Source organism: Microbispora sp. CA-135349 (assembly GCF_050947365.1).
Taxonomy (GTDB): Bacteria; Actinomycetota; Actinomycetes; order Streptosporangiales; family Streptosporangiaceae; genus Microbispora.
Genome location: NZ_CP192001.1, coordinates 8,629,543 through 8,650,271, shown reverse-complemented (window position 1 = coordinate 8,650,271; position 20,729 = coordinate 8,629,543). Strand labels below are relative to the sequence as shown.

Annotated in this window: 19 protein-coding genes; 9 read left to right on the top strand and 10 right to left on the bottom strand. The window is 70.0% G+C overall.

What is annotated here, in order from left to right:
- The first annotated feature begins 432 nt into the window (after positions 1-432).
- From rpmH to ACQPZZ_RS39840, 8 genes are all read left to right on the top strand, one after another.
- On the top strand, positions 433-570 hold the full coding sequence (gene rpmH, locus ACQPZZ_RS39875; RefSeq protein ID WP_015772801.1) for a 50S ribosomal protein L34: 138 nt from the start codon (positions 433-435) through the stop codon (positions 568-570).
- Positions 571-631: 61 nt separating this feature from the next.
- A complete protein-coding gene (gene rnpA / locus ACQPZZ_RS39870) occupies positions 632-1,009 on the top strand; it encodes a ribonuclease P protein component (protein WP_432927711.1) in 378 nt (125 codons plus the stop codon).
- A gap of 23 nt (positions 1,010-1,032) precedes the next feature.
- On the top strand, positions 1,033-1,320 hold the full coding sequence (yidD, locus tag ACQPZZ_RS39865) for a membrane protein insertion efficiency factor YidD (protein WP_363636174.1): 288 nt from the start codon (positions 1,033-1,035) through the stop codon (positions 1,318-1,320).
- Positions 1,321-1,324: 4 nt separating this feature from the next.
- Entirely contained in the window at positions 1,325-2,275 is a 951-nt protein-coding gene (gene yidC / locus ACQPZZ_RS39860) for a membrane protein insertase YidC (RefSeq protein ID WP_432927709.1), read from the top strand.
- A gap of 18 nt (positions 2,276-2,293) precedes the next feature.
- Positions 2,294-2,788, top strand: coding sequence for a protein jag (locus ACQPZZ_RS39855; protein WP_363635969.1), 495 nt, complete (start codon positions 2,294-2,296; stop codon positions 2,786-2,788).
- A 210-nt stretch (positions 2,789-2,998) separates the two neighbouring features.
- On the top strand, positions 2,999-3,679 hold the full coding sequence (rsmG, locus tag ACQPZZ_RS39850) for a 16S rRNA (guanine(527)-N(7))-methyltransferase RsmG (RefSeq protein ID WP_363635971.1): 681 nt from the start codon (positions 2,999-3,001) through the stop codon (positions 3,677-3,679).
- Between the two features lie 319 nt (positions 3,680-3,998).
- The gene (locus tag ACQPZZ_RS39845) at positions 3,999-4,769 is read left to right on the top strand and encodes a ParA family protein (RefSeq protein ID WP_363635973.1); all 771 of its coding nucleotides are present in this window, start codon (positions 3,999-4,001) and stop codon (positions 4,767-4,769) included.
- A gap of 534 nt (positions 4,770-5,303) precedes the next feature.
- Positions 5,304-6,290: a ParB/RepB/Spo0J family partition protein gene (locus tag ACQPZZ_RS39840; protein ID WP_432927706.1), complete on the top strand. Its 987-nt coding sequence runs from the start codon at positions 5,304-5,306 to the stop codon at positions 6,288-6,290.
- Between the two features lie 1,157 nt (positions 6,291-7,447).
- Here the strand turns inward: ACQPZZ_RS39840 and ACQPZZ_RS39835 are convergent.
- Together ACQPZZ_RS39835 and ACQPZZ_RS39830 are read right to left on the bottom strand one after the other, a co-directional pair.
- Complete coding sequence (locus tag ACQPZZ_RS39835) at positions 7,448-8,398, bottom strand: D-alanine--D-alanine ligase family protein (protein ID WP_363635977.1); 951 nt, start codon at positions 8,396-8,398, stop codon at positions 7,448-7,450.
- Positions 8,399-8,790: 392 nt separating this feature from the next.
- On the bottom strand, positions 8,791-10,119 hold the full coding sequence (locus ACQPZZ_RS39830; protein WP_432927704.1) for a PLP-dependent aminotransferase family protein: 1,329 nt from the start codon (positions 10,117-10,119) through the stop codon (positions 8,791-8,793).
- A 259-nt stretch (positions 10,120-10,378) separates the two neighbouring features.
- On the opposite strand from ACQPZZ_RS39830, the gene ACQPZZ_RS39825 reads away from it, so the two are divergent.
- On the top strand, positions 10,379-10,999 hold the full coding sequence (locus ACQPZZ_RS39825; protein ID WP_142573380.1) for a GNAT family N-acetyltransferase: 621 nt from the start codon (positions 10,379-10,381) through the stop codon (positions 10,997-10,999).
- A gap of 145 nt (positions 11,000-11,144) precedes the next feature.
- Here the strand turns inward: ACQPZZ_RS39825 and trxA are convergent, their stop codons facing one another.
- The 8 genes from trxA to ACQPZZ_RS39785 all read right to left on the bottom strand — a co-directional run bounded on the left by trxA (position 11,145) and on the right by ACQPZZ_RS39785 (position 20,696).
- Positions 11,145-11,468 (bottom strand): thioredoxin, encoded by a 324-nt coding sequence (gene trxA / locus ACQPZZ_RS39820; RefSeq protein ID WP_310741774.1) that lies wholly within the window; start codon positions 11,466-11,468, stop codon positions 11,145-11,147.
- A 79-nt stretch (positions 11,469-11,547) separates the two neighbouring features.
- Positions 11,548-12,477: a thioredoxin-disulfide reductase gene (gene trxB, locus ACQPZZ_RS39815; RefSeq protein WP_432927701.1), complete on the bottom strand. Its 930-nt coding sequence runs from the start codon at positions 12,475-12,477 to the stop codon at positions 11,548-11,550.
- 149 nt (positions 12,478-12,626) lie between these two features.
- Positions 12,627-13,601, bottom strand: a complete 975-nt coding sequence (locus ACQPZZ_RS39810; RefSeq protein ID WP_432927699.1) for an anti-sigma factor family protein — start codon at positions 13,599-13,601, stop codon at positions 12,627-12,629.
- Positions 13,591-14,181, bottom strand: coding sequence for an RNA polymerase sigma factor SigM (gene sigM, locus ACQPZZ_RS39805; RefSeq protein WP_363635984.1), 591 nt, complete (start codon positions 14,179-14,181; stop codon positions 13,591-13,593). Before sigM ends, ACQPZZ_RS39810 begins: the two co-directional genes overlap by 11 nt.
- A 60-nt stretch (positions 14,182-14,241) precedes the next feature.
- Positions 14,242-15,759 carry a protein kinase family protein gene (locus ACQPZZ_RS39800; RefSeq protein WP_432927697.1) on the bottom strand — a complete coding sequence of 506 codons (1,518 nt, stop codon included), beginning with the start codon at positions 15,757-15,759 and terminating at the stop codon, positions 14,242-14,244.
- A 413-nt stretch (positions 15,760-16,172) separates the two neighbouring features.
- Positions 16,173-17,771: a murein biosynthesis integral membrane protein MurJ gene (murJ, locus tag ACQPZZ_RS39795; RefSeq protein WP_432927695.1), complete on the bottom strand. Its 1,599-nt coding sequence runs from the start codon at positions 17,769-17,771 to the stop codon at positions 16,173-16,175.
- A gap of 86 nt (positions 17,772-17,857) precedes the next feature.
- Positions 17,858-20,113 (bottom strand): hypothetical protein, encoded by a 2,256-nt coding sequence (locus ACQPZZ_RS39790; RefSeq protein WP_432927693.1) that lies wholly within the window; start codon positions 20,111-20,113, stop codon positions 17,858-17,860.
- A gap of 46 nt (positions 20,114-20,159) precedes the next feature.
- Positions 20,160-20,696: an aminoacyl-tRNA deacylase gene (locus ACQPZZ_RS39785; RefSeq protein ID WP_432927691.1), complete on the bottom strand. Its 537-nt coding sequence runs from the start codon at positions 20,694-20,696 to the stop codon at positions 20,160-20,162.
- Positions 20,697-20,729 lie beyond the last annotated feature (33 nt).

Here is a 20,729-nt window from a genome sequence, read left to right as displayed (position 1 = left end):
GGCTCGGCCCCTCCTCTCGTTGCGCGGCCCCGCTCGTCCGCCGCGATCCGTGTCGTGTCAGTCGGTGCGCCTCTCGGCACCGGCTCTCGTCCGAATGCCGTCCACATATGATCCACACGATGTGCACAGCCCGCGCATCCTCCCCTGGCACATTCACGCTGATGGGGGGAAGGGCCGGTCGGTCGGCCGTGGCTGTGTGCGCAATCTGTGTACAAGGCGTTGTCCACAGCCTAACGGCCCATGGTCGCTCGCCGTACTCGCTTGGCGTCACGGGTGCCGGTTTGACCTGACGTACGGTGGGCCCGTAACGTGTCCCGGTCGGCTAATCACGCGACGGCTATTTCGCATGCCCGCGCATCTGACGAGCCGTGACCATGGAATGTACCGCGCCCGCGGACCGCCGCGGACGTACTGGAAGCCTGGAGCCCACCCGTGAGCAAGCGTACTTACCAGCCGAACAACCGTCGCCGCGCGAAGACCCACGGCTTCCGGCTGCGCATGCGCACCCGGGCCGGCCGCGCCATCCTGGCCGCGCGCCGCCGCAAGGGCCGCGCCGAACTGACCGTCTGACAATCAGACGCCGCCCGCCCGTGCCAAGCGGAGCGGGCGGCCGTACGTCGAGGAAGGCCCGGTGCTGCCGTCCGCGTCCCGCATGCGGCGGGGTGACGAGTTCGCCGACGCGATTCGCCGTGGGCGGCGCGCCGGGCGTCCCGCCCTGGTCGCCCACCTGAACCTGCGCGACGCCGACGAGCCACCGCTGGTCGGCTTCGTCGTGAGCAAGGCGGTCGGTGGCGCCGTGGTGCGCAACAAGGTCCGGCGCAGGTTGAGACACCTCGTGCGGAGCCGCCTGCCGCTGCTGCCGAGAGGTAGCCTTCTGGTGGTACGCGCCAATCCACCGGCCGCGTCCGCGCGCAGCGAGCACCTGGCCGCCGAACTCGACGTCGCGCTGAGTCGTTTACTCCGGCGGCGTGGGTCCGAGTCCCGGACCCCGACGGATGGACGGTCATGACAGCGCAGCAACCGACCCCGGCCATGGTGCCCGGGGAAGCCGACCGGCCCGAGGCGGGGCCGGTCGCCCGTGTGCTGCTCGCGCTCATCAAGTTCTACCGCGCCTTCATCAGCCCGATGCTGGGGCCGAGGTGCCGGTTCGAACCGTCCTGCAGCGCCTACGGCCTCGAAGCCGTCGCCGTTCATGGAGCGGCGCGCGGGGTATGGCTGACCGTCAGGCGTATCGGACGGTGTCATCCGTTCCATCCTGGAGGTTTCGACCCGGTGCCCCCACGCCGAGTCCGGTCTCACGACGAAACGCAAGGGAGCTAGCTCGGTGGAGCTGCCATTCCTGAATTGGCTGTACACGGCCGTGGCGCAGGTGATCACCTGGATCCACGCCGGGTACAGCACTTTCATCCCCTCAAGCAGCGGTCTCAACTGGGCGCTGACCATCATCACGCTGACCGTGCTGATGCGTCTGCTGATCTTCCCGCTCTTCATGAAGCAGATGCGCTCGTCGCGGAAGATGCAGGAGCTGGCGCCCAAGGTCCAGGAGCTGCGCAAGAAGTACAAGAACGACAAGCAGCGCATGAACCAGGAGGTCATGCGGCTGTATCAGGAGGGCGGCGCCAACCCGCTCGGGGGCTGCCTCCCGATCGTCGCGCAGTTCCCGATCTTCATCTCGATGTTCACCGTGCTGCGGGCCATCGCCGAGGACCGGGCCGTTTTCGGCATGACCAAGGAGCTCGTGGAAAGCGCGCGGCATGCGCACATCTTCGGCGCTCCCCTGCCCGCCACCTTCTTCACGAGTGCGGCGGAGATCGAGAAGTTCAGCGCTGACCCCGTGATCACGAAGATCGTGCTCGCCCTCTTCGTGGCCGTCAGCTCGTGCACCACATTCCTGACCGTCCGGCAGAGCGTGAAGCGCTCGATGGCGCAGATGCCGGACAACCCCATGGCGCAGCAGCAGAAGATCCTCATGTACATCTCGCCGCTGTTCGCCGTCTTCAGCCTGAACTTCCAGCTCGGTCTGATCATGTACTGGGTGACCACCAACCTGTGGACTCTCGGCCAGCAGCACTGGTTCTACAGCCGCCACCCCATGCCGGTCGTGGACGAGAAGGGGAACGTCACCACCCCCGAGCCGACGAACGGCATCTTCACCAAGCTGGTGGGGAAGCCCAAGGCGGCGGCGCAGCCTGAGCCGGCGCCCGCCCCCAAGATCGTCCGTCAGCAGCCGGCGCGCCAGCCTCGCAGCAAGCGCACCGGCAGCAAGAAGTCGTAGGAGAAGGAGAGTCCGGACGTGACCGAAGCTGGGGAGACCCTCAAGCCTGCTCCCGACATCGACGCCCTTGAACAGGAGGGCGAGATCGCGGCGGACTATCTGGAGGGCCTGCTCGACATCGCCGACCTGGACGGCGACATCGACATGGATGTCGAGGGAGACCGTGCCGTGGTCTCGATCGTCGGCATCAAGGGCGACGAGCTCGTGGGCCCCGGCGGCGAGGTGCTGGAGGCGCTGCAGGAGCTGACGCGGCTGGCCGTGCACCGCCAGACGGGGGAGCGTTCGCGGCTCATGCTCGACGTGGGCGGCTACCGGGAGCGGCGCCGCGCCGAGCTCACCAAGGTGGGCGCCGCGGCGGCCGACGACGTCAAGCGCACCGGCGAGCCGAAGCCGCTGAAGCCGATGACGCCTTTCGAGCGGAAGATCGTGCACGACGCGGTCGCGGCGGCCGGCCTGCGTAGCGAGTCGGAGGGCGAGGAGCCCCGCCGCTTCGTGGTGGTCCTGCCCGCCTGACCGCTTCTCACAGTTCCGATCAGAGTTCCGACGCGCGGAAGCCGCCGGTCCCGATATCCGGGACCGGCGGCTTTTCCGTCCTGTACGTCCCCTTCTCGCCCTGCCTCTTCGGCCGGAACCGCACGTCGGCATCACCGGATGTGCGGGTGGCCGTCGCCGAGGGGAAGGGACGGTTACCCTTGGCCAAGAGCGTTCCTGGATGAGTGAGTGATGACGGAGAGCAACGAGCTGCCCGAGGCGCCCCCGGTGGCGCGGGAGATCTTCACCGGCGAGGCGCTGGAGCGGGCCCGGGTGTTCGCCGAGTTGCTCGCCGGGCCGGGCGTGGTACGCGGACTGCTGGGGCCGCGTGAGGTGCCCCGCATCTGGGACAGGCACCTGCTCAACTGCGCGGTCGTGGAGGAGGCGATCCCGCCGGACTCGTCTCTGGTCGACATCGGCTCGGGTGCGGGTCTGCCCGGCCTCGTGCTCGCGATCGTCCGCCCCGATGTGACGGTGACCCTGCTGGAGCCGCTGCTGCGCCGCACCGTCTTTCTGTCCGAGTGTGTCGAGGCGCTCAAGCTCGACAACGTGGAGGTGCTGCGCGGGCGGGCCGAGGAGCTCGCCCGCAAGCGCATCTTCGACGTGGCCACGGCGCGGGCGGTCGCGCCGCTCGATCGTCTGCTGTCGTGGTCGATGCCGCTGCTGCACGAGGGCGGGGAGTTGCTCGCGATGAAGGGGGAGCGGGCGCAGGAGGAACTCGACGCGGCCCGTCCCCAGCTGGAGGCATTCGGGGCGAGCCACGTCGAGTTGGTCACGGTGGGGCGCGGTAAGGTCGAGCCGCCCGCGACCCTCGTTCGCGTCGTCGCCGGACGGTCTCCGCGAACGAACACGCGGAGGCGACGGAAGAGGTGAGCCGGTGGCGGACGCCGGATCAGGCGGTGTGACAGCGGGCCTGGGTTGGCCGGAGACGCGGCTCCCCCTACGCTGGGAGATCGCGATAGCAGGCCGGTCCTCCGGGGTGGGCTGGCCTCGTCCCCCTGCTTCGCCGGTCGAAAGGACGACGACCGTGCCCCAGACCCCCCTTAGCCCTGGCGATTCGCCGCTGGTACGAGAGGCACTGAGTTCTGTGGTTTCACGTGAAACAGCCGCGCCCCCGCAGGCGGCTGCGCCTTCCGTTGGTTACTCGACACGCGATGAGAGGGCCTGGCCCCGGCCATCCCGGTGCCGCGTGATGACGGTGTCCAACCAGAAGGGCGGCGTGGGAAAGACCACCACGGCCGTCAACCTCGCTGCGGCGCTGTCCATGCACGATCAGCGCGTCCTCGTGGTCGACCTCGACCCGCAGGGCAACGCCTCCACGGCGCTGGCGACGGAGCACCGGTCGGGAATGCCGTCGGTGTATCAGGTCCTCGTGGACGACATGCCGCTGTCGCAGATCGTGAAGCCGGTCCCCGACATGCCGAACCTGTACTGTGCTCCCGCCACTCTCGACCTCGCCGGCGCGGAGATCGAGTTGGTCCCGATGGTCGGCAGAGAGACCCGCCTGCGGCGGGCGCTCGCCTCGTTCGACTCGATGGAGTTCGACTACATCCTCATCGACTGCCCGCCGTCGCTGGGCCTGCTGACCGTGAACGCCATGGCGGCGGCCCAGGAGGTGCTGATCCCCATTCAGTGCGAGTACTACGCCCTGGAGGGGCTCACCCAGCTCCTGCAGAACGTGGAACTGGTGCGCGCGCACCTCAACCAGACGCTGGCGGTCTCGACCATCCTGCTCACGATGTACGACGGCCGCACCCGTCTCGCCTCCCAGGTGGCCGAGGAGGTGCGTTCTCACTTCGGCGACACCGTGCTCGACGCCGTCATTCCCAGGAGTGTCCGCGTCTCGGAGGCGCCCAGCTACGGCCAGTCGGTCATGACGTACGACCCGGGATCGAGCGGGGCACTGGCGTACATGGGCGCCGCCCGGGAGATCGCCTATCGGGCCGCGGCCCTCGACGGCTGACCGAGCCGCCACGCGGGCGCCCGCCCTGTCGCCGTACGCGGGTCCGGCGCTCGCGCCGGCGCCGTCCTCTGCGAGATGCTTCTGCCGCTGTGGAGGACACGGCGCCGGCGGCCGTGGGAAACCTCTCCGGCGCTGGGGGACGTCACTGCGCGGGGGCGTCATCCCGAAGCTGTCCCGTGATGCGTGAGGACCTGCCTGCGGCGGGACGTCACTGGCGCCGGGCATCTTCGCGAAGCTGTCCCGTAGCGCGTGAGGACCTGCCTGCGGTGGGACGTCACTGCGCCGGGCGGAAGCTCCGGTCCTCGCGAAGCCCGCTTCGCTGGGCCTTCGCTCCGGTCCTCCCTCCCGCCCGCTCCGCTCCTTTCGCTGGTACCACGCGACGCGGCCGCGCGGACGTGTGCACAGCTGAAAGCGCGAAGACTCATAGCGATGCGCGGCAGCGGTACAGTCTCCTGGTGTGTGCGTGCCGGTGCCCAGTGACCCCGAGTCGCTGGGCACCGCCTTCTGTGCGGGCGTGGGTATGAAGGAGCAGCAGTGAGCCAGCAGCGTCGGGGACTGGGCAAGGGTCTTGGGGCTCTGATCCCCACAGGGCCGATCGTCGATCCGGCGTCCGTGGCGAACACTCCGCCCGTCGGCCTGCCTCCGGCCACGCCGGATACGGAAACGGCGGGTTTGCGTCCGGTGGAGGGCGCCTACTTCCAGGAGATCGAGGTCGACTTCATCTCCCCGAATCCACGGCAGCCGCGGGAGGTGTTCGACGAGGACCGGCTCGAAGAGCTTGCGGCGTCCATCAAGGAGGTCGGCCTGCTGCAGCCGGTCGTCGTCCGCGCCGTGGAGAACGGCCGTTTCGAGCTCATCATGGGGGAGCGGAGGTGGCGCGCCTCGCAGATCGCGGAGCTGGACCGCATCCCCGCGATCGTCCGGAGTACGCAGGACGACGAGATGCTCCGTGAGGCGCTGATCGAGAACCTCCAGCGGGAGCAGTTGAACGCGCTGGAGGAAGCGGCGGCCTATCAGCAGCTCCTCGACGACTTCGGGGCCACCCATGAGGTGCTCGCGAAGAAGGTGGGGCGGTCACGCTCGCACATCAGCAATACCCTGCGCCTGCTGAATCTTCCTCCCGAGGTGCAGCGCCGGCTCGCGGCCGGGATCATCAGCGCCGGGCACGCACGAGCGCTGCTGGCGCTGAACGACCCGGCCGCCCAGGAGCGACTGGCGAGCCGGATCGTAGCGGAGGGGTTGTCGGTCCGGACCGTCGAGGAGATCGTCGCTCTGGGCGAGGCGACCGCGGGACCAGCTCCCCGCAAGCCCCGGGCGAAGAAGCCGACCGCCCCGGCCCTGCGCGACCTGGCGGACCGGCTCTCGGACCACTTCGAAACGAAGGTAAAGGTCGACCTCGGCAGCCGGAAAGGCCGCATCGTCGTCGAGTTCTCGACGATCGACGACCTGGAGCGGATCATCGACACGATGGCGCCGGAGGCCGCCCACGCGATGCGCAGTGGGGGCATGACGGCGGAGTAGCCCACTGGGTCGCAGCGGTAGAGCCGGTGTGTGACAGGTTTCACGTGAAACATCGCTTCGGAAGGGCGGTGCGAGGCCGACCTGATGCATGGACCGCCTCGCCTGGTACGCCGTCCACTGATGCTCACCCTGCTCGTCGCGAGAGCCGGGGCTTTACTGCTCGATGAGCTAGATCAGTCTGAGGTTCAACACCAGCGCTCCCGCGCGCTATGAGGCCTCTGCGCGCCGTCCTGCATATGCCGGCAACTGCCATCGGTGCCACGCCGCACGTGGAAGCCGGCCCCCAAGCCGGTCCGTTCACCATGACTGGCAAGCCAAAGCATCTGGGGGTGCGCTGTCCACAAGCGATCACCGGGGTTCGAGGGAGCGGAGCGGAAGGGAGCGAGGACCGGAGCGAAGGCCCAGCGGAGCGGGCTTCGCGAGGACCGGAGGTTCCTTCCGGCGCAGCGTCCGATTTGGCGCAGCGACCACGACCCGGCGCAGGGACCGGGCCCGCGTAGCGACCGGCCCTGCGCAGCGACTGATTCCCGGCGCAGTGACCGACGCGGTCGAGTTCGTGGGCGTCCTATCGGGCGGGCGCCGACGCTCGCACACTGCAGGTGACAAGCCGGGCCGGCGGACCCGCGATCACCCCGGGCCGCTTCCCGTTATGCACTGCTCCCGGGCGCAAGAGGTCGGTTCCGACTCCTTCGGGTTCGGAAACGGGCGACCAGTAGCCCTCGACCGCCGGCGGTGTGGGGGAGAACCGAGGCGCATCCGGGTTGAGCCCGGCCCTTCCGGCCGCCTCGAAGCCCTCCGGCGATACGCCGCCGTCGGCCGCCTGTCCCACGTCGCCTGCGCGGCACCCATGACCGGCCTGCCCCGAAGGAGGTGCCCCATCGAGCCCGCCGCGCCACCGGCGTCCCGGCGGATCGGTATCACCCACCTCCACGGCGATCCCGTCTACGAGCACAGCGATCCGGTCCAAAGGTCACGGTGCGCCGAGCAATACGGTGGCGAGGGTCGTCGGCCTCAACGGCGACGGCGCCTGCGATGCGGTGTGGATGTGGCAACAGGTCTCAGGCCTCAGGCCTAAAGGCCGGGAAGACCCCTCCAGGCGGGCGATGGTGGCCGGTGGAGCCTGGAGGGGAACCGTTTCACGTGAAACCGAGGCGGGATCAGCCTCGGGTGGCGGCGAGCTCCAGGAGTCCCTTGCACAGCGTGCCGAGATCCTGGCCGGCCGCCTCTGCGGCCATGGGCAGCAGAGAGGTCTCCGTCATGCCGGGCGCGACGTTTACCTCGAGGAAGTACGGCTTGCCGGTGGCGTCGACGATGAGGTCGGTGCGGGAGATGTCTCGCAGGCCGAGCGCGGTGTGCGCGGCGACCGCCATCCCCGAGCACGCCTGAGTGGCCTCGGGGGAGAGCCGGGCCGGTGCGAAGAACTCCGTCTGCCCCGCCGTGTAGCGGGCGGCGTAGTCGTACACGCCTCGGTCGGGCACGATTTCCACCGGCGGCAGCGCGACCGGTCCGTCGCCGAGATCCACAACAGAGACCGCGACCTCCACGCCCTCGACGTACCGCTCGATGAGGGCGGTGTCGCCGTAGGCGAAGCAGCCGACCATCGCGGCGGGCAACTCCTCGGCCGTACGCACGATGGACGCGCCCAGCGCGGATCCACCGCGTGAGGGCTTGACGAAGAGCGGCAGCCCGAGCCGATCGATGATGCGGGCCAGCACGGCCGTGGCGCCGAGATCGTGGAACGTCTCCTTGGGCAGCGCGACCGAGTCGGGCGTGTTCAGTCCCCAGGAGCGGACGACCGCCTTCGCCGTGGGCTTGTCGAAAGCGACCCGGCAGGCGTCCGGCGTCGCCCCGACGTAGGGCACATCGAGCAGCTCCAGCACCGACCGGATGGCGCCGTCCTCTCCGGCGCCGCCGTGCAGGGTGACGAACACCACGTCCGGCGGGTCCGACAGCACCGCGGGCACGAGGGTGGCGTCGGCGTCGCGTGTTTCCACGTCCACACCGGCCGCCCGGAGCACCTCCGCGACGCGGCGTCCCGATCGGATGGAGACCTCACGCTCGTAGGAGAGCCCTCCCGCGAGGATGAGCACGTGTCCGAGATCGCTCATGCCGCCTCACCGCCGATACGGTCCGCGGCGGGACCAGTCGCCGTCCGGTGCCCGCAGGCCCCGGTTGCGTTCCCGTAATGGTCCGCATCGCCTGGCCCGAATCCCGCCCCCCTCCACGGACGCACGGGGGGCGATCCTTGGGTCATCGTTCGCTCGCTCACGAAGAGGGCCTTTCTCGCCTCGAGAAGTCAGTATGGCCAGCCTGAACAGGCTAGTGCCCCGCCCACACCGACGCGTCGCCATGTAACCGTCCCCGGCCACACGCTTTCAGCCGGGCCGGAGCGGAGGCCCGTCCGGCCGGGGCGCACCGTGCAGTCCTCTGCACACCCGAAGCCGCCCATGAGCGGTGCCATGGGCGGCTTCTGCGTCGCGAGGCAGCGGCCGTACCGCCTTCAGGCGAGATCGGGGCCGGGGGTGTCGACGCCGGCGTGTCCCGGTACGGAGCCCGTGCCGAACGTGTCCCGCAGCCTGAGCTCCTGCTCGAGCACGCCGGCCAGGCGTCGTACGCCTTCCTTGATGCGCTCCGGCTGGGGGTAGCAGAACGACAGGCGCATGTTCCGTGCGCCGCTGCCGTCGGAGTAGAAGCCGGTGCCGGGCACGAACGCGACCCGCTCGGCGACCGCGCGGGGGAGGATCGCCTTCGAGTTGAGTCCCTCGGGCAGGGTCATCCAGACGAAGAACCCGCCGGCGGGGCGGGTCCACGTGCAGCCGGGCGGCATGAGCACGTCGAGCGCGCCCAGGAGCGCGTCACGCCGTTCGCGGTACAGCTCGCGGAACGACTTGATCTGCTCGCGCCACGGCTGCGTGGCGAGATACTGGCCGACGGCGAGCTGAGTGAAGGACGAGTGCGACAGCACGGCCGACTCCATCGCCAGGACCAGCTTGTCGCGTACGGCGTGCGGGGCGAGAGCCCAGCCGACCCGGAAGCCGGGGGCGAGGGTCTTGGAGAACGAGCCGAGGTACACCACGCCCTCGGGGTCGTCGGCCCGAAGCGCCCGCATCGGTTCCCCGTCGAACCCGAGCAGGCCGTACGGATTGTCCTCCACCACGAGAACGCCGGTGCGGCGGCAGATCTCCAGCACCTGGCGGCGGCGCACCTCGTTCAGAGTCACGCCCGCCGGGTTCTGGAAGTTCGGGACGGTGTAGAGGAATTTGATCCGGTTGCCTGCCGCCTGGAGCGCGTAGATGGTCTGCGCCAGAGCCTCGGGGATGAGGCCCTGGTCGTCCATGGCGATGTGCACGACCTTGGCCTGGTAGGCGCTGAACGTCCCCAGCGCCCCGACGTAGGAGGGGCCCTCGGCGAGCACGACGTCGCCGGGGTCGATGAAGATCCGGGTGATCAGGTCGAGTGCCTGCTGCGAGCCCACCGTGACAACCACGTCGTCGGCGTTCGCCTCGATGCCCTCCTCGCGCATGACCTCGCAGATCTGCTCACGGAGGGCGGGGTCGCCCTGCCCGGAGCCGTACTGCAGGGCCACGGAGCCGCGCGAGGTGACCAGGTCGGCGACGAGTTCGCTGACGAGGTCGAGGGGAAGCGCGTTGACGTACGGCATGCCGCCGGCGAGGGAGACCACCTCGGGCCTCGAGGCGACGGCGAAGAGAGCTCGGATCTCGGAGGCGACCATCCCGGCGGCGCGGGCGGCGTACCTGTCGACGTAGGCGTCAATGCGGGACCCGTGGGCCGCCGCGTTCGTCCGACCGTGATCAAGCTCATGCGTCACGGTCCACCTCCGATCACATAGCCGAGAAATCCAGAGTACGGTAACGCGCCACACTCATCACAACAGGGTATTGACCATCAAGGGTTCCTTTTCTTGCATTCCCGTCCCACTGGTTTCGGCCCGGCCAATCCCTTTGACGCTCGTCAGCGCCCGTTGTGGCGCACCCGCTCCTGCCCTTCCGCTGAGTTACGATGCGAGCTGGAGACGCCGTATTCGCGCGCTTTTCTGGCAGGACTCCTGACGGGGATTGGGGCATCACGTGTCGCGTCGGCTGGTCAACGTCACCCTCGACAACCTCGATGACCTGCCGCGCCGGTGCCGGCGGTGCGTGTTCTGGGAGCTCGACCCCGTGAGCGGCGAGCGCGCCGTCGAGGCGGGAGACCCCGGTCTGGAGAAGGAGGCGTGGATCTCGGCGACTCTCCTCGAGTGGGGGAGCTGCGGGAAGATCGCCTACGTCGACGGCGTGGCGGCCGGGTTCGTGCTCTACGCCCCGCCGTTGTACGTCCCGCGGTCGGTGGCGTTTCCCACGTCCCCGGTCAGCTCGGACGCGGTGCTGCTGATGACCGCGCACATCGTGCCGGAGTTCACCGGCGGCGGGCTGGGCCGGATGCTCGTGCAGGGCGTCGCCAAGGACCTGACCCGCCGCGGCGTACGCGCGATCGAGGCGTTCGGCGACCTGAAGTGGGAGCAGCCGGGCGGCTGCGTGCTGCCCGCCGACTACCTGCTGTCGGTCGGGTTCAAGACCGTGCGCCCGCATCTGCGCTTCCCTCGCCTCCGGCTGGAGCTCAAGACGGCCGTGTCGTGGCGCGAGGACGTCGAGGTGGCACTGGAGCGCCTGCTGGGTTCGATGTCCCCGGAGAGGGCCCTGCGGCCCGTCTGAGGGGACCACAGAGCCCCCTGTGACTCCCGATGCGGCTCCTGTCGCGTGACCCCGATGACACAGAAGCCCTCCGCGCCGGGCGCAGAGGGCTCTGGTTTCGGATGGTGCCGCCGTGTGAACGGCGGTGGTGCCGCCGGGATCGGCGTCAGATGACGCCGTCGAGTTCGCGCAGCAGCATGGCCTTCGGCTTGGCGCCGATGATCTGCTTGACGACCTCGCCACCCTTGTAGACGTTCATCGTCGGGATCTGCAGCACGCCGTAGTCGCGCGGCGTGACCGGGTTCTCGTCGATGTTCAGCTTGACGATCGTCAGCTTGTCGGCGTGCTCGGTGGCGATTTCCTCGAGGATCGGTCCGACCTGACGGCACGGACCGCACCACTCGGCCCAGAAGTCGACCAGGACCGGCTTGTCGCTCTTGAGGACCTCGGCCTCGAAGCTCGCGTCCGTCACGCTCTTGATCGCGCCCACGGTATCTCTCTCCTTGCGTGAGTGGTGTGGCGGTGCAGACAACCGCGGGGAGGCTCCCCGCATTCCCGGGATGCCGGGCTCAGGCGTTCAGTGTCAGCCAGCGCTCGGCGTCCAGGGCCGCCGCGCAGCCCGTCCCGGCCGCCGTGATCGCCTGGCGGTAGGTGTGGTCGACCACGTCGCCGGCCGCGAACACCCCGTCGATGTTCGTCCGCGTCGACGGCGAGTCCACCGTGATGTACCCCTGATCGTCCAGATCGACCTGCCCCTTGAGCAGGTCGGTGCGCGGCTCGTGCCCGATCGCGATGAACACGCCGCCCACCGGCAGTTCGGACTCCTCGCCGGTCTTGAGGTTGCGCACCCGCACCCCGTTGACCCGGTCCTCGCCCAGCACGTCGGCGACCTCGCTGTCCCACACGAAGCGGATCTTGTCGTTCGCGAAGGCGCGGTCTTGCATGATCTTGCTGGCACGCAGCGAGTCACGGCGGTGGATCACCGTGACCGACTTCGCGAACCGGGTCAGGAAGATCGCCTCCTCCATCGCCGTGTCACCGCCGCCGACCACCACGATGTCCTGGTCGCGGAAGAAGAACCCGTCACAGGTGGCGCACCACGACACCCCACGTCCCGACAGGCGCTTCTCGTTCTCCAGCCCGAGCTCGCGGTAACGCGACCCGGTGGCCAGGATCACCGCCTTGGCGTAGTAGGTGTCGGTGTAGGTCTTGACGACCTTCGGGTCGGCCTGCAGGTCCACCTCGATCACGTCGTCGGCGACCAGCTCGGCGCCGAACCGCTCGGCCTGCTTGCGGAAGTTGTCCATCAGGTCCGGGCCCATGATCCCGTCGGGGAACCCGGGGAAGTTCTCCACATCGGTGGTGTTCATCAACGCCCCACCCGCGGTGACCGACCCCTCGAAGACGAGAGGCTTGAGGTCCGCGCGTGCGGTGTAGACGGCCGACGTGTAGCCGGCCGGCCCCGACCCGATGATGATCACGTTACGAACGTCGCTCAACGGACCCGCCTTCTTCGTCCCGGTGATGTGCAGTGGCGTCAACAGATCCTAGGCCCCGGCGATTCCCGGGCCGACCCCCGATACGGCGAAGCCCCCCGGAGGTCGCGGGGGGCTTCGTCACTGCTGATGGTACGGCTCGCGCCGCATGATCACTTCCAGGAGGCGAGGACCTCGGGCCGCAGCTTGTGGCACTGCGAGTCCACCACGACCACCCGGATGGCGTTGCTGCTCTTGTCCTCCCAGAACGCCATGACCGTGGCCTCGTTGCCGTTGTAGAGAGCCTTGTCCACGCCGATCGGTGTGCGGTCGAGCTCGGTCGAGAACCGCTTGACGCAGGTGTCGAGGTCCTCGTCGTCGTTGGTGCCCGAGCCGGGCGCCACACCGAAGTACCCCAGCAGCGGCCCGCGCAGCTCCCGGCTGGTGTAGTTGTGGCCGCTGGCGTAGGTCGAGTAGCTCAGCGCCTCGACCTTGGCCGGGCTCTGGCCGGGATCGCCCTGGCTCACCACCTGCCGGGACGGCGAGTCGCCGAACGAGAGCAGGCCGGTGGCGAGGCCGCCGCTCCCGATCACGACGGCCGCCGCCGCGGCGACCGCGGCCGGCAAAGCCCATGTGCGCCGCCTGGACGCCTTCCTGCCCGCCGTACGCGTCCCGGAACGGCGCCTGGCCGGCACGATCGTCCCGTCGTCGGCGACGACGCCCAAAGGAGCGGCCGTCGCGGCGACCGGCGCGGCCTCGCGCTCCGGCTCCACGTGTGTCTCCACAGCGGTTTCCGCGGTGGTGTCCACCGGGGTTGCGACCAGAGGCTCGACCGTCTCCCACGGCGCGGTCTCCCACGGAGCGATCTCCTGTGGAGCGCTGTCCCATGGGGCGTCCCGCATGATGCGGTCCCAGTCCGGAGTCTCGGCGGCCAGCGCCCGGTCGATGCGTCGTGCGACGCCCAAAGGCATCGCAGGCACAGGCATCGCCGCGAGGACCTCGCGGACGGCGGCCAGGTCGGCAAGGCTCTCCCCGCAGGGATCGCAGACCGCGAGATGCTCGCGGACCCGCCGGGCCGTCGTGTCGTCGAGGAGACCCTCCGCCAGCTCGGCGAGAACCTCCAGGTCGTAGTGCGTGTCACCCGTCACGAAGTTCTGCTCCCTTCCCGGATGAGACGCGAGTGAGGTCGGATCGGTTCCGTAGATGCGAAAGAATCGGGGCGAGTTTGGCACGACCACGGGCGCAGCGGCTCTTCACGGTGCCCGACGGGACGCCCAGCACCGTCGCCGCGTCGTCCACGGCGTACCCCATCATGTCCACCAGCACGAGGGCCGCCCTCTGGTCGGGCGGCAGCAGCTTGAGCGCCGCCGTGACCTCCAGGGAGACCTCGCGCTCGCCCGCATGGTCGGTGGCCGGCACCTCCCGCTCGACGGCCTCGATGAGCTCGTCGTCGGCGATCGGGCGTACCGACTTGCGGCGCATGCGGTCGAGGCAGGCGTTGACCACGATGCGGTGGAGCCACGTCGTGACCGCCGCCTCGCCGCGAAAGCTGCCCGCCTTGCGGTACGCCGAGACGAACGCGTCCTGAACCGCGTCGGCGGCCTCGTCGGGATCGCCGAGCGTACGCAGGGCGACCGCCCACATCCGGTCGCGGTGCCGCCTGACGATCTCGCTGAACGCGTGAGGGTCACCGCCGAGGTGGCGGTTCAGCAGATCGGCATCGGTCATCGCGCGACGCGCGTGCTCAGCCGTCGGGGGATTGTCTGGTGGGGAATTCACAAGTCCCTGCTATGCCGATCCGGGGGAATGCACCGTTACTTCGTAGATGGTGCCACGATACTGCCCGTTGTAGGGGGGAAGACGGGTGAACCAGATCAAAACGTACTGACCTGTGGTGGCCTTTCCCGGGGTGAGCGTCACCGAGCCCGAGGCGTTCTTCTTCTCCGCCGCCGTCTTCAGCGATGACAGCTCCGCGGCGTCGCCCACCTTGAGCTGCACGGTCGCGCCGGAGGAACCGCCCAGGGAGACGACCACGTCGGCGATGGGCACCGGCTTGCCCATGTCGAGGATGAGCCCGACGCCGTCCTTGAGCCGTCCCAGGTCGGCGCTGATGTAACTGTCGGTGTGCCACTCGGTGGACGGCTTGCCGTCGATGGCGAGATTGCTGTACTCCGGGTTCTCCGCGCGGTCGTCGCCCAGCGGGTCGAACCCGGTCGCGCTCACCGGCTTGACGGTCACCGGCTTGCGTGTGGGGGACGGGGACGTGACGGCGTCCGACTGGGCCACGCCCCTCGGGGTGTTGCCGAGGTTCTTGCCCACGGTCCAGGCGCCCACGCCGACGGCGGCCATCACGAGCAGGACGATGACGGTCAGCAGGACCTTGCTCGCGGTGCCGGTCTGCGGGCGCGGCGGCGGAGGGGCCATCGTCATCTGGTGCGCCGTATGAGACGGCATGCGGGGCGGCATGCCGGACATGCCCAGCCCGTCCGGCGCCTCGCTGCGCAGGTTCAGCGCGGGCGGCGCGGTGGTGACGGGGGCCGGCGCGGGGCGGGGCACCTCGGCCAGCGCCTCGGCCACGTCGGCCGGGGTGGCCAGCGGCGGCTGTCCCCGCCGCGACTCCTGCAGCAGCGCGCGGCAGGTGATGGCGTCCAGATAACCGGGCACTCCGGCGGTGACCTGCCGGGGTGTGCAGACCTTGCCGTCGTCCAGGGGCGCGGCGGGCAGCCCGCAGTCGGACTCGCCGGGCCAGTGGCCGGTCAGCGCCGCGTAGAGCAGCCGGCCCAGCCCCTCGGCGTCCTCCCTGGCGGGCTCGTCGCTGCTCAGCTCGAGGATCGCGGCGTCGACGGCGAGCCCGAGGAGCTTGACCGTGCCGCCGCTCGTCCAGACCAGGCGGCCGGGGGTCAGGTGCAGGTGGGTGAGGCCGGCCGCGTGCGCGTGCGCCAGGGCCTCGGCGGCCTCGGCGACCAGGGCGGCGCCGCGCTCGGGCTCGATCGGCCCGCTCTCCAGTAGATCGAGGAGCGAGTCTCCGCTGACCCACTCGCTCACGACGTACGCCGTGCCGTCCTCGTCGGCCGCGTCGAAGACCTGGGTGAGGCGAGGGTCGGTCAGGCGGCTCGCCAGGCGGGCGGCGGTGACGACCTCCTCCACCCGGGGGAAATCGGGCGCGAACGTGTGGACCGCGACCGGGCGGGCGAGGATCTCGTCCAGTGCCTTCCACAAAGTCGCGCCGCCGGACTCGTGCACCCGGTCCTCGAGGCGGAAGCGATCCGCCAGCCGGGTCCCCGGTTCGACCGTGGACATGCTCATGCGGCCGCTCCGCTCCGCGGCCCGTCGGCATGCATCAGCCGATGCCGGGTGGTTCCGCCCACGCCTTCCCGCTTCCGCTCGCCGGTCCGAAACTCCAGATCGCGCCCCTAAGACCTCCTGCCTGCCGCGGTCGCCGAGCGGAGCACCGCCGGGTCGGCGAGACCCCGAGACGAGCATCCGCAGGCCGGAATCGGTCCGCGCGGCGCCGCCGCCCGGTCCTCCTCCGCCTCGCGGTCGCCCGCCCGGCCGAATCCATCGGTGGGGCAAGGTCTGCGGGACGTTCCCTGGTCGTGTCTCAACACTCCCTGGCGCACCATGCTAGTGCCGTGCCGCTTGTGCCCGCCTTCCCGATCGAAGACGTCCGAATCGGACTTTCGGGTTACCTTCCAGTTGCCGGTCGTTCTTGAGGACTCTTACCGTCCTACCCGGCTTGCGACAAGTCCAATGATGGAACGGACCTCGGGCACCCGCAGCCGGTGCGCGGCCAGCATGTACAGCAGCAGCCCGGCGCCGCCGCCCACCACGAGCACCACGGCCGAACTCGCCGCGGTGATCGGGGTGATCTCCCTGGCCAGCCACAGGATCGCCAGAGCCAGCGCGGCGGCCGGGATCGCCGCCGCGTACATCCGGCCCAGACCGGCGACGATCTCCCGGCCGCCGAGCCCGCCGATCTTCCGGCTGGCCAGCACCCACGCGACGCCGCAGAGCACGACATAGGTGATCAGGTAGGCGAACGCCAGTCCGATGACGACGTACCGGTCGGGGAGCGTGAAGTAGGCGACGAGACTGAGCGACGCGTTGACGACCACGTTCACCCCCGCCATGATCGCGGGGGTACGGGTGTCGCCGAAGCTGTAGAAGACCCGCAGCAGCAGCTGGAAGACCGAGAACGGCATGAGCGCGACGCCGAACACCTGCAGAACGTGGCCGATGTAGATCGCGTCGGTCGTCGTCATGTGTCCCCACGAGAAGATCAACGTGGTGACCGCCGGGCCGAGCACCATCAGCAGCAGCCCCGCGGGGACGATGACGGAGGAGACCAGCCGCACCCCGGAGGAGAACTCCTCGCGGGCCGTGGCGAGGTCCCCGTCCGCCACGAGCCTGCTCATCCTGGGCAGCATCGCCGTGATCACCGACACCGCGATGATCCCGTACGGGAGCTGGAAGAGCTGGAACGCGTACGCCCAGGCGCTGTTGCCCGCGCCCGGCGCCCGGGCGCCCGCGCCGGTCGAGAGCTTGGTGGTGATCAGGAGCGCGATCTGATTGATGCCGACGAAGGCGAACGTCCACACGGCCGCCCTGGCCGCCTCGCCGAGCCCGGTGTTGCGCACCCCGAACCGCGGGCGGAACCGGAACCCGGCCCGGTGCAGCGCGACGATCAGCACCAGCGCCTGGGCCACGATGCCCGCGGTGGTGCCGAGACCGAGCAGTGTGAGGTCGCGCTCGGTCACCTTCTCGATGTCGGACGTCCCGACGGCGTAATAGGCGGCCAGGACGCCCATGACCACGATGTTGTTGAGCACCGGCGCCCACATGGGCGCGGCGAACCTGTCCCGCGTGTTCAGGATCGCCCCGGCCAGCGAGCCGACCCCGAAGAACGCGATCTGCGGGAGCAGGTACTGGGCCAGCGTGGTGGCCACCGTCACCTTGTGCTCCGACCAGTTCGAAGCGGTGTAGAGCTCCATGATCGGCCGGGCCAGCAGCACGCCGATCACGGCGACGGCCGACAGCACCACCACGCCCAGCGTCATCAGCCGCTGCTCGAACGCCTGGCCCCCGTCGGGGTCCCGCTTCTGCGCCCGTACGATCACCGGCACGACCACGGCGCTGAGGATGCCCTGGAGCAGCAGGTCGAGCAGGATGTAGGGGATCTGGTAGGCCGCGTTGTAGGCGTCGCCGAGGGCGAGGGTGCCGATGGCCGCGGCGAGCATCGCCGTGCGGACGAAGCCGGTGAGCCGCGAGACCATCGTCCCGGCCGCCATGATCGCGCTGGCCCGCAGCATCCTGCTCATGGTTGTCCTTCGGTTCACGGCGGCCCGAATCGCGCGGCCGCCTCACTCGGGGTCCCGGGGTGGTCCAGACTCTACGGCGACCCAGACTAGGGCGACTGGGTGCGCTCGGCCGGGACGGCTCCCGGCCGGCCGGCGGGCGGGCCCTCCTCGTCCTCCGGCCCGTCGAACGGGAACGCCTTGCGCGACCTGCGGCGCAGGATGCGCATCACCACGGCGGCCAGCATGATGACCACGGCCGCCCCCACGATGACGAGGGCGATGCCGGTGTAACCGGTCGCGCGCACGACGACCCGCACCGCCTTGCCGTACTTCTCGTCGCCGTCGGTGAGGAGCTGTACGGAGATGCTCGCTTCGCCGCCCTCGTTGCGGACGATCACCGGCACGTTCACAAGCTGGCTGCGCCCCGCGAGGATCCTGGTGGTGGGGGTCACGTAGACCCCTCCGTCGGCGTCGATGGCGAGCCGCGACTTGCTGGCCGAGGTGACCCGGACCTTGATCTGGATGTCCTTGTCCAGGTTGTTGGCCACGCTGACCGGGACCTGGCCGTTGCTTCCGGCGACGGCGCGCGGGGTGTCGAGCACGGACACGTGGTCGATGCGGTCGTCGATCGCCTTCTGCACCTGGCCGGCGAAGGAGCCCGCCCGCTTGCCGTCGCCTCGCCAGGAGGCGGATGTCAGCCGGAGTATGGCCGTGTGGAAGACGTCCGTGTGCTCCTCGGTGACGGTGGCCACGGCGTCGGCCTTGCGCGCCAGCTTGCGCACGGTCGTGAGGTAGGAGCGGCTCAGCTCGGCCTGGCGGTCGCGCTCGGTGTACGTCAGGTCGCCGCGCGGCACGCCGGCCCGGCCGGGCTTGACCGCTTCGAGCGAGGTCATGCGCAGCCAGGGGGCGCCGACGGCGGCCTGGAGGAGGCTGGAGACGAACGCCGGGTCGGGGGTCCACAGGTGCGAATCGGGCGCCGCGATGACCGTTCGCGCGGCCGCCGTCGCCGTCTCGCCCTGCCCCGTCTGCCCCGTCTGCCCCGTCTGGCCGGTCTGGCTGGTCTGCTGGGCCTGCTGCTCAAAGGCGATCATGGCGGTCTCGGCGAGGAACCGCTGCCGCGCGAGCATGGCGGCGCCGGGAGCGGACACGTTCCCGCCGAGGACCTTGCTGAGCGTGGGATCGGTGAGCAGCGCGGTGAGCGGAGCCTCCGCCACGGTGTCGAGCCTGGCCGCACCGTCGGGAGTGGCCTGCGCGGGGGGCGGGACGGGCTGTCCGTTCTGCGTCGCGTCCTGCGCCGTGTCCTGTCCCGCGGTCCGCGGCGGCAGCGCGTCCCCGGACAGCAGCACGGATTTCACGCCCGACATCGCCAGTTCGTCCACCGCGTCACGGTCGATCTTGCCGCCGGCCGGCCACGCGGTGGTGCCGCGAATCTCCCGGCCTAGCAGTTCGCTCGCGAGCGCGGCCCCGCGCTGGACGGACGCCGCGGCCTGTTTGTCGAGACCGTGGTGGACCAGCGCGGCCACGTCCGGGTCGGCGTACGGCGTGGCGATGACCGTCTTGTCCGTCAGCGCGCTGCGCAGGCCGTTCAGCCACTGGCCGGCCGCAGGGTCGGCGTTCTTGCGTGTGCCGCGCACGTCGCGGGTCCCCGAGGACAGGACACGGACGTCGTCGAGCAGGGCGGGGTCCACGAACCAGGTCACGCCGTCGCCGGTGTCCTGCGCGGTCTGGAGCAGGGAGGCCAGGCGGCCGGAGGCGAGCGACTCGGACAGGTCGTCGTCCATGAACGTCGCGTCGTCGGCGCGGTGGGGCCGGTCCACGATCGGCAGGGCGACCGCGAGCTTCACCTTGGGGATCTGCTCGCCCTTGGGGGCGTACGTCAGGAATGTCCGCTCGATCCCGAGGCGCTGCCCGGTCGCCGCGTCGGTCACCTCGATCTCGAAGGGGTAGACGCCGGGCCGGGGCGTGCCCAGCTCCTCGGGCGTCACCGTGAACCGGAAGGGCAGCTTGCCCGACTGGTCGAGCGGCGTGGCCTGGACTCTGGTGCTCCAGTTGGTTGTGCCGTACCCCTGCTCGGACAGGTAGGCCGCCATCTCCGAACGGGACGCGAACGGCCGCCCCCGGGAGTATCGGACGGCGACCCGCACGGAGGACCCGGGCGTGCCGGAGAAGGTCCCCGCGACCGTTATGGGCGTGGCGGCCGCACGCACGACCTCCGGGGTGATCTCGCTCACGAGGAGCGGATCGGCGGGAGCCGCAACTGCGGCACGACCCGGAGGAGGTGCCGCGACAGCCGTACCGGCCATGCCCGCGGGGGAGGCGAGCAGGGCGGTCAGCAATGTCAGCAGCGCGGCCTTACGGATCATGTGCCGGCCGGCGGTGAGGTACGGCGCACGCCCAGAATGCTATTGGCTATGCGGTCCGCATAGGACTCACCAGGCTTGCGAGACCTCTCCTGTGGCCGGTGCTCAGGTCGACGGGCTTGGCCGCCACCAGGTCGAACAGGTGGATGGCGCGCAATCGCAAGGCGGTGCGGCGCTCGCCGGTCGCGGTGTGGACGAAGTCGTCGGGATCGATGCGCTCCAACAGGCGCTGGTCCACCAGAACGGTCAGGTCGTCGGGCAGCAGCAGCGGGCAGACCAGGCCGTGCGCGTAGTCGGTCGCGGAGTTGACGGCGAAGGCGGACGCGGGGGTCACCCTGTGGGCGCGCAGGACGTCGCCCACCGCCGCCGGCCCGGGACAGGAGTCCACCGCGCTCACCACGGCCACCTCGTGTGTCGCTCCACGCGCCGACACCTCGAACAGCGATACGCACACGCAGGTCCCGGGAGTGACCCCCAGCACCTCGGGAAGCTCGTCCGAGCATGTCAACGGGCGCGGAAGACGTACGATCTCATGGTGGATCTGGTGGGCGAGGAGCCAGCGGTGAATCGCGAGAGCGTCTTTCATCTCGTGTGCTCCTTGCGTCGTCCAGCGCCCCCG